The organism is Vibrio sp. 10N.286.52.C3, from assembly GCF_041468865.1.
GTDB lineage: Bacteria > Pseudomonadota > Gammaproteobacteria > Enterobacterales > Vibrionaceae > Vibrio > Vibrio crassostreae_C.
Genome location: NZ_JBFRJM010000091.1, coordinates 1 through 8,677, shown reverse-complemented (window position 1 = coordinate 8,677; position 8,677 = coordinate 1). Strand labels below are relative to the sequence as shown.

The 8,677-nt window shown below is 45.8% G+C and carries 6 protein-coding genes; 3 read left to right on the top strand and 3 right to left on the bottom strand.

The window, feature by feature from the left end; translation table 11 throughout:
- Positions 1 to 129 precede the first annotated feature (129 nt).
- On the bottom strand, positions 130 to 702 hold the full coding sequence (locus AB4138_RS23030; RefSeq protein WP_017064292.1) for a malate synthase: 573 nt from the start codon (positions 700 to 702) through the stop codon (positions 130 to 132).
- 465 nt (positions 703 to 1,167) lie between these two features.
- Here AB4138_RS23030 and AB4138_RS23025 point away from each other — a divergent pair, with 465 nt between their 5' ends.
- The gene (locus AB4138_RS23025) at positions 1,168 to 2,595 is read left to right on the top strand and encodes an NAD-dependent succinate-semialdehyde dehydrogenase (RefSeq protein ID WP_372307861.1); all 1,428 of its coding nucleotides are present in this window, start codon (positions 1,168 to 1,170) and stop codon (positions 2,593 to 2,595) included.
- A 193-nt stretch (positions 2,596 to 2,788) separates the two neighbouring features.
- On the opposite strand, the gene AB4138_RS23020 is transcribed toward AB4138_RS23025, so the two are convergent.
- Both AB4138_RS23020 and AB4138_RS23015 read right to left on the bottom strand, forming a co-directional pair.
- Positions 2,789 to 4,972, bottom strand: a complete 2,184-nt coding sequence (locus tag AB4138_RS23020; protein WP_372307858.1) for a malate synthase G — start codon at positions 4,970 to 4,972, stop codon at positions 2,789 to 2,791.
- 155 nt (positions 4,973 to 5,127) lie between these two features.
- The gene (locus tag AB4138_RS23015) at positions 5,128 to 6,081 is read right to left on the bottom strand and encodes a LysR family transcriptional regulator (protein WP_009845781.1); all 954 of its coding nucleotides are present in this window, start codon (positions 6,079 to 6,081) and stop codon (positions 5,128 to 5,130) included.
- A gap of 130 nt (positions 6,082 to 6,211) precedes the next feature.
- Here AB4138_RS23015 and AB4138_RS23010 point away from each other — a divergent pair, with 130 nt between their 5' ends.
- Positions 6,212 to 7,810 (top strand): isocitrate lyase, encoded by a 1,599-nt coding sequence (locus AB4138_RS23010; protein WP_017071002.1) that lies wholly within the window; start codon positions 6,212 to 6,214, stop codon positions 7,808 to 7,810.
- Between the two features lie 212 nt (positions 7,811 to 8,022).
- Positions 8,023 to 8,601: a hypothetical protein gene (locus tag AB4138_RS23005; RefSeq protein ID WP_372307855.1), complete on the top strand. Its 579-nt coding sequence runs from the start codon at positions 8,023 to 8,025 to the stop codon at positions 8,599 to 8,601.
- Positions 8,602 to 8,677: the final 76 nt, after the last annotated feature.

Here is an 8,677-nt window from a genome sequence, read left to right as displayed (position 1 = left end):
TCCGCGATGAACCATAAAAAAGCCCCGCTATAGGGGCGGGGAAAGTTACCAAAGGTAAAAGAGAAATCAGTGCTCAAATGTCAGTGCTGCGTCTCACAGATCAGCACTGCACATTTCAAAGACAGTTCGTTAGATTGCGAAGCAAAAACCTAGGTTATAGTCTTCACCATTTTTCGCCGTGAACTCTTTGTCTTCACTTGATGCATTCGGGCGGCCACTTTCATCGCCTTTTACTAAGCTCACCCAGTGACGGATGCCAGAAGAACGGCTCGCCTCAGTTTGACCAAACGTGGTGCACGTCTCTAATTGGATATCTTGAATATCAACCAACTCCAGGCGGCCAGTGCCTTTACGAGCACCGATTGTCACTTCAACGTGCGTACCGCTTTCATCACGGAATAGGATTGCTGAAGGCTTAGATTTATCACCTGTGTAAGCCACAAAGTGTTTAGCGCGTTTCAGTCCAGTATGTTCGCCATTCTTGAAGTAAACCTGAACGTGTCGGTAATCGATCTCGTAACTCACTACATCTTCATGTGAACCCGTCTCTAGAGGAAATAGAGTATCAAGCAACTGTTTCGCCATTTTTTGTTTTTCGAGTTGCTTGTCTGCTTTCACCATTTCGACGGCAAAGACAGCTTCAGCAATAAATGTTGAATGGTTTCTGTGAAGTTCTGTTTTGTCTAGTGTCAGCATATTCATAGTCTATCCCTCGTACGGCTTTAAATTTCATTTAGGTCAAACATCCCAATAGACCCTTTTCAAAATTGTTCTTTACTGTGTGGTTTCCATGTTTTTCATACTACTGTTATTTTTGAAACAATTTCACAACAAAAATTACACAGTGTGAATTTTACTAAATTGCTTTTTTACACAAACCGGCATTTCGAGCCCCCAGCCCTTTATTTAACTGGGTTGAGGGTTCCGTAGAAACGCGTTTACGTGTTGTTTGAATTTGTGTAATGCCCGACTAAATCACAGTCAACACGCAACGCTATGGTCATCATTTCAGGAAAAACGGGAGGTGTTTTCATCTTGAAAACAAAAAACTGTATTATTGAGTCGTAACCACAAGCTTCGAGCAACGAACACCTGGTCGAAGTCACTCTAACTCTCACTGCCCACAAATAAGCAACACGTCTAAAGTAATCATCAAGAAGGAATCACATGCTAGAAATTAATAACCAGCGCTTACTCTCTTTTATGGTGACAGAAGCGAATAACGCGGTTGCCGTGACCAATCCAGCAACGGGTGAACTCATCGGGCACGCACCGGTATCATCAAAAACAGAGTTAGCGAGCGCGATCGAACGAGCTCATGTAGCGCAGAAAGAGTGGGCAAAAATCCCTGCTAAATCTCGTGCTGCACTACTTCATCGCTGGCACCAGTTGATCCTCGAAAACAAGGATGACCTTGCTCGAATCATGACAATGGAACAGGGCAAGCCGTTAGCCGAGGCGACAGGTGAAGTCGTGTATGGCGCGAGCTTCATTGAATGGTTTGCAGAAGAAGCGAAGCGCACTTATGGTGATTCCATTCCTAGCACAGTCTCTGGCAAACGCTTGGTGACCATCAAGCAGCCTATTGGTGTCGCATGTGCGATTACGCCATGGAACTTCCCGATTGCAATGATCACTCGTAAAGCGGCTCCTGCCTTAGCTGCAGGTTGTAGCTTTGTCGTGAAACCTTCGGATGAGACACCGCTTTCTGCGTTTGCTGTGGTTGAACTGGCTTATCAAGCGGGTATCCCTAAAGATCTGCTCCAAGTAGTGCTTGGTGAAAGCCCAGAGCAAGTGGGCAACCTATTCACTTCGCATCCGCTTATCAAAAAAATCTCTTTCACTGGCTCTACTCGAGTGGGCAGTATCTTGATGGCTCAAGCGGCAAAAGGCATCAAACGCACCTCTATGGAGCTCGGTGGCAATGCACCTTTTATTGTGTTTGACGATGCTGACATCGACGCGGCCGTTCAAGGCGCAATGGCGTCGAAGTTCCGTAATGCAGGTCAAACATGTGTCTGTGCGAACCGATTCTACGTTCACAGTAAAGTGTACGATGAGTTTGTGGCTAAATTCGATCAAGCGGTTCAGCAGCTTAAGATTGGTAACGGTTTATATGAGGGTGTCACGATTGGACCTGTTGTCAGCCTGAATGCGAAGAACAACATCCAAGCTTTGATAAACCGAGCGATTGAACAAGGTGCTGCGCCTGTCACGCCAACTCAGGAGCTTAATGGGCTTTTCATTCAGCCTGTTGTTCTTAAAGATGTAAAACACAGCATGGACATCGTTCAACAAGAGATATTTGGCCCAGTCGCGCCTGTGATGAAATTCGACACGGACGAAGAGCTTATCGAGATGGCCAACGATACCATTTATGGATTAGCGTCGTACTTCTACAGTCAGAACATTCATCGAGTATGGAACATCGCAGAGGCACTTGAGTACGGTATGGTGGGTATTAATGATGGCCTGATCTCAACCGAAGTCGCGCCTTTCGGTGGCGTGAAACAATCAGGTATTGGCCGTGAAGGTGCGAAAGAAGGCATCGATGAGTACATGGACATTAAGTATCTTTGCTTTGGCGGAAAATAAGGTTGGTAGTAACTAGGTTTTGGAAATAATTAAGTCTTAGTGAGCACAAACCTGCCCCATTCTCCCCCCTTCCCACCACAAAAATGAATCAAAAAAAAGCCGCGCTATAAAAGCGCGGCACCTTGGGCTCGGTTAAAGGGGGGTTCTTTTTTTAGTATTTTGCATTCTCTGTTTTTGTTATTCGGTTGCTTCGCTATTCCCGTGCTTTCAGTTTTAGACGCATAGCATGCAGCACTGGCTCGGTGTAACCGCTCGGCTGAGCACACCCTTCGAATACCAACTGGCACGCCGCTGAAAATGCAATGCTGTTTTCAAAATTAGGCGCCATATTCTGGTAGCTTGGATCCCCAGCGTTTTGATCATCAACAACAGCAGCCATGCGCTTCATTGTTTTCATAACTTGGTCTTCATCGCAAATGCCATGGCGTAACCAGTTTGCAATGTGCTGGCTTGAAATACGCAGCGTCGCTCGGTCTTCCATCAAGCCGACATCGTTAATATCAGGTACCTTCGAACAACCAACGCCTTGATCAATCCAACGAACCACGTACCCCAGAATACCTTGTGTGTTGTTATCCAGTTCACTTTGAATATCTTGCGCAGTCAGCTTTTGGTTGCCCAGTAGCGGGATAGTAAGAATATCATCAACATTGGCTCTCACTCGCTCACGAAGCTCTTTCTGACGGCTTAGTACACTCACCTTGTGATAGTGCAGCGCGTGCAAAGTCGCGGCGGTTGGAGAAGGAACCCAAGCAGTATTAGCACCCGCTTGTGGATGTCCGATTTTCGCATCCATCATCTTCGCCATGTTGTCTGGCTCTGGCCACATACCTTTACCAATCTGGGCTTTACCTTGCAGGCCACAAGCTAAGCCAAGATCAACGTTTTGATCTTCGTATGCGCCAATCCAAGTCATGGTTTTCAGCTGTGTTTTAGGAGCGAATGGTCCCGCTTCCATACTGGTGTGAATCTCATCACCCGTTCGGTCTAAGAAACCTGTGTTGATGAACACAACACGATCTTTAGCCGCTCGAATACATTCTTTAAGGTTAACCGAAGTACGACGCTCTTCGTCCATGATGCCAACTTTGATCGTGAATCGATCTAGCCCTAATGCATCTTCAATGCGACCAAACAGCTCATTGGTGAACGCGACTTCTTCAGGACCATGCATCTTAGGTTTTACAATATTGATGCTGTTCGCGGTCGAGTTTTGGTAAGCACTGTTGCCTTTTAAATCATGCATCGCGATTAGCGAAGTGATCATGCCATCCATAATGCCTTCAGGCACTTCATTGCCTTGAGCATCAATAATGGCAGGGTTGGTCATCAGGTGGCCGACATTACGGATGAACAACATGCTGCGGCCTTTTAGTGAAATCTCACCACCCGTCACGCTGGTGTATTGGCGATCTGGGTTAAGGTTACGAACAATGGTTTTGCCGTTTTTCTCTAGTGATTCTTGTAGATCACCTTTCATCAAGCCTAACCAGTTACGGTAAGCCAATGCTTTGTCTTCACCATCAACTGCAGCAACCGAGTCTTCGCAATCCATAATGGTTGTTAGAGCGGCTTCGACTAATACATCTTTAATTCCCGCCACATCGACGCTACCAATCGGTGCGCTCGGGTCAATTTGAATTTCGATGTGCAGATTATTGTGTTTAAGAAGAATGCACGAAGGGGAACTTGCGTCACCTTGATAGCCAATGAACTGGTCGCTATCAATGAGAGTGACTTCTTCGCCGTTATCGAGTGTCGCTATTAATTTATTGCCGATGCTAGCGTTACTGATGCTGTATTTGGTGACGTCTTTATGGGAGACGCCGTTTAATGGCGCTGCGTCATCAAGGAACTCGCGAGCATAAGTCACTACTTTAGCGCCACGGGCTGGGTTAAAGCTTCCGCCCTTTTCCGCGCCATCACTTTCACTGATCACGTCCGTTCCGTAGAGCGCATCATATAGGCTGCCCCAACGCGCATTGGCTGCGTTAAGTGCAAAACGTGCGTTCATGATTGGCACCACAAGCTGCGGCCCTGCTTGTGTTGCGATCTCAGGCTCTACGCTCGCTGTCGTCACTTGAAAGTCATCGCCTTCAGGAACCAAATAACCGATCTGCTGTAAGAACTGTTTGTACTCCACAGGATCTAGCGTTTGCCCAGCACGCTCTTGGTGCCAAACGTCAATTTGATGTTGAAGATCTTCACGCTTGATAAGCAATGCGCGATTTTTTGGAGCCAAATCTTCAAGGATGGTTGCAAATGATTGCCAAAAGTCTTCAGCGACAATGCCTGTTCCAGGAATCACCTGCTCATTAATTAATTGGTAGAGGGTGCTATCAATGTTCAAGCTTCCCTGTTGAATACGACTGCTCATAAAATCTCTCTCAAACTAATTTATGGCTACTCAATAAATTTTCGTGACTAGCTCAAATTTACTTTACTGACTTAAACTTACTTAACGGACATGAATTTAGCTAATTTATGCCGGTTATATTGGATATTCATATAAAAAATACCCTAAAAACTGTGTTATTCCGTTACTCCACTCTCGATTTCGTTAGCGACACTTTTAATCAAACGACGCATCCACTGGTGGTCTGGATTGGTTTGTAACAATGGACTCCACGCCATCTTCACCTCAAAGGGTTCAATCGCAAATGGCGCAGGCTTGATCAACAATCTAGGGTTATTGCGCTGCAGTTGAGCGGCTTTGGTAGGAATAGTCAGGATCAGGTTCTTCTGTTGTGCGAAGAGAATCGCCGACAAGTAGTGTCGCGTAAACACCGTGATGTTACGGGTTTTACCAATGCGCATTAGTGCTTCATCTATCCAACCAAGCTTTTGTGCTTCGCTTGGGTTTATCCCGACTCCCGTTCCCATACCAGTCTTACTTACCCAAATATGTTGCGCCTTTAAATAAGACAAAATATCGAAATTGTCGGCTATCGGGTTGTCACAACTAAAGAGGCAAGAAAACCCGTCGTGCCAAAGGCTCATCTGGTGAAACGACTGAGGAATATCGTCAAATCGGTTGATAATTATATCAACGGTACCTTGCTCTACATCCTGATAGCTCACATCACTTGGCGTCATTATATCCAGTCGTATTTTCGGTGCTATCTCGCTCAGTTTTTTCAATAGCGGCTGAATAATGGTCGACTCTGCATAGTCACTCGCCATGATACGAAACACGCGTTCACTGTCTTCTGCATTAAACTCTGTGGTCGGCTGCAGTGTCTTCTCTACATTCGCCAAGATGTTTCGAATCAGTGGCTGCAACTTGTGCGCGCGTTCGGTCGGTATCATCCCTTCACTTGTTCTCACTAATAGCGGGTCTTCAAACAGATCACGCAATCGGCGAAGGCCATTACTCATGGCTGGTTGAGTAATACCCAATTGATTTGCTGCTCGTGTAACGTTTCTTTCACGTAGCAACATGTCTAAATACACAAGCAAATTAAGGTCTATACGAGCAATATTCATAAGAAAAATACCGAATATAATAACTATAAATTAACAAAATTATCACATGAGTGGTTATTCTTTGTCCATAGCAAAGTTTTAATCCAAGCCAATTTGGCAACCATACCCCACGTGAAACTAAGGAATAGTTATGTCGCAAATTACACAAGATATCGAAATGATTGAAGTTGCAAAAAGCGCTGCTGGTGCTCCATGGGATGCAATTAACCCTGAATCTGCTGCTCGTATGCGAGCTCAAAACAAATTCAAAACAGGTCTGGATATTGCACAATACACGGCAGATATCATGCGTGCAGACATGGCGGCTTACGACGAAGACAGCTCTCAATACACTCAGTCTCTGGGTTGTTGGCATGGTTTCATCGGCCAACAAAAACTGATTTCTATTAAGAAGCACTTTGATGGCAAGACTGACCGTCGTTACCTATACCTTTCTGGTTGGATGGTTGCTGCACTTCGCTCTGATTTTGGTCCACTTCCAGACCAATCAATGCATGAGAAAACATCGGTTGCAGGCCTAGTAGAAGAACTATACACATTCCTGCGCCAAGCTGATGCACGTGAACTGGGTGGTTTATTCCGTGAGCTAGACGCTGCACGTGAAGCGGGCGACGTTAACCAACAAGACCTTATCCAAGACAAAATCGACAATCACGTAACACACGTGGTGCCAATCATCGCCGATATCGATGCAGGTTTTGGTAACGCAGAAGCGACCTACCTAATGGCTAAGCAGATGATTGAAGCAGGCGCATGTTGTCTACAAATTGAAAACCAAGTTGCCGATGAGAAGCAATGTGGTCACCAAGACGGCAAAGTAACGGTTCCACACGCTGACTTCCACGCAAAACTTCGCGCACTTCGTTACGCTTTCCTTGAACTAGGCATCGACAACGGCGTTATTGTTGCTCGTACCGATTCTCAAGGTGCTGGCCTAACAAAAGAAATCGCAGTAGTGAAAGAGCCGGGCGACCAAGGTGATATCTACAACTCATACCTAGATGTTGAAGAGATCGATGTTGCAGATATGGCAGAAGGCGACGTTTGCTTTAACCGTGACGGCAAGCTAGTTCGACCTAAGCGTCTACCTTCAGGCTTATACCAATTCCGCCAAGGTACTGGTGAAGACCGTTGTGTATTCGACTGTATTGAAGCAATCAACGCGGGTGCTGACCTACTATGGATTGAGACTGAGAAGCCACACATCGGTCAAATCAAAGAGATGATGGACGGCGTACGTGAAGTTCACCCTAATGCGAAGCTGGTTTACAACAACTCTCCATCATTCAACTGGACGCTAAACTTCCGCCAACAAGCATACGATGCGATGGTAGCAGAAGGTAAAGATGTTTCAGCTTACGACCGTGCTAGCCTAATGAGTGCTGAATATGACGAAACTGAATTGTCTAAACGAGCTGATGACAAGATTCGCACATTCCAAGCGGATGCATCTCGTGAAGCGGGTATCTTCCATCACTTGATTACTCTACCGACTTACCACACTGCAGCGCTGTCAACCGACAACCTTGCAAAAGAATACTTCGGTGACCAAGGCATGCTGGGCTATGTTGCAAATGTTCAGCGCAAAGAGATACGCCAAGGCATCGCTTGTGTTAAACACCAAAACATGTCTGGTTCAGACATCGGTGATGATCACAAAGAATACTTCGCGGGTGAGAATGCACTAAAAGCCGCGGGTGAAGCGAATACGTCTAATCAATTTGATTAACCGCTAACGCTAAAGCCTCCCCCGTCCTTCTCTCTTACTTAGGTAAGATCCGGGGGAAGGCTTTGAGATAAAGCTTGTACTGCCAGCTTTATCTCAAAGCCTCAGATTTGTGTTCCACACCACGGTTAACCGAACAACTTCTGTTTAAGCTAACTGTATACGTATTTGTTCAGATTCCTATTTGTTAAGATTCTTATTTTTTGAGAGTGCCTATGACTTCAATACCTACACACCTACAAGATGCAAAAACGCTGTTATCAGAGAATGGTTTCGCGACGGGTGATACTTGGTATCACGGCACATCTTCCGCTTTATTGGCTTCTATTCAAGGCCAAGGTTTAAAACGTTCTGGAGACAAAGCGCTCAACGAAGCAGCTTCAAAAACTATGGCGACCATCGGCAACAACTACACCGAATCGGTTGAGCCAGTGTTTCTCACCCAGAGCAAAGAACTGGCATATTACTGGGCTCAACAAACCGTTCGTGAGCGAGGCGTTCGCTTCGAAGGTGAAGAACAGCCTATCGTATTCGCGGTAAACTTATCTGAAAAGCAACGTGCCAAAGTAAGACCGGACGTAGGAGCAATGAGTCTATTGATGATGAGTGTGGGTGAACAATTCATGTCTCATCTCACTGAAATTTATCAAGCCAACAACATTGCAGGCCCCGACATCGAGCTTCGCACTGCCGATCGCATGGACTACCTCAATAAACTCGGTATGGCCTACATTGATGAAGACATCAGCCGCGCTTGTGTTCAGGAGTTAGCTGAGCCCGAGTTGGCCGACTGAAAACGTTCAACAAATCAGTCTTCTTAAAAACAAAAATGGCTCCCAATACGGAGCCATTTTTATGGTTCATCGCGGA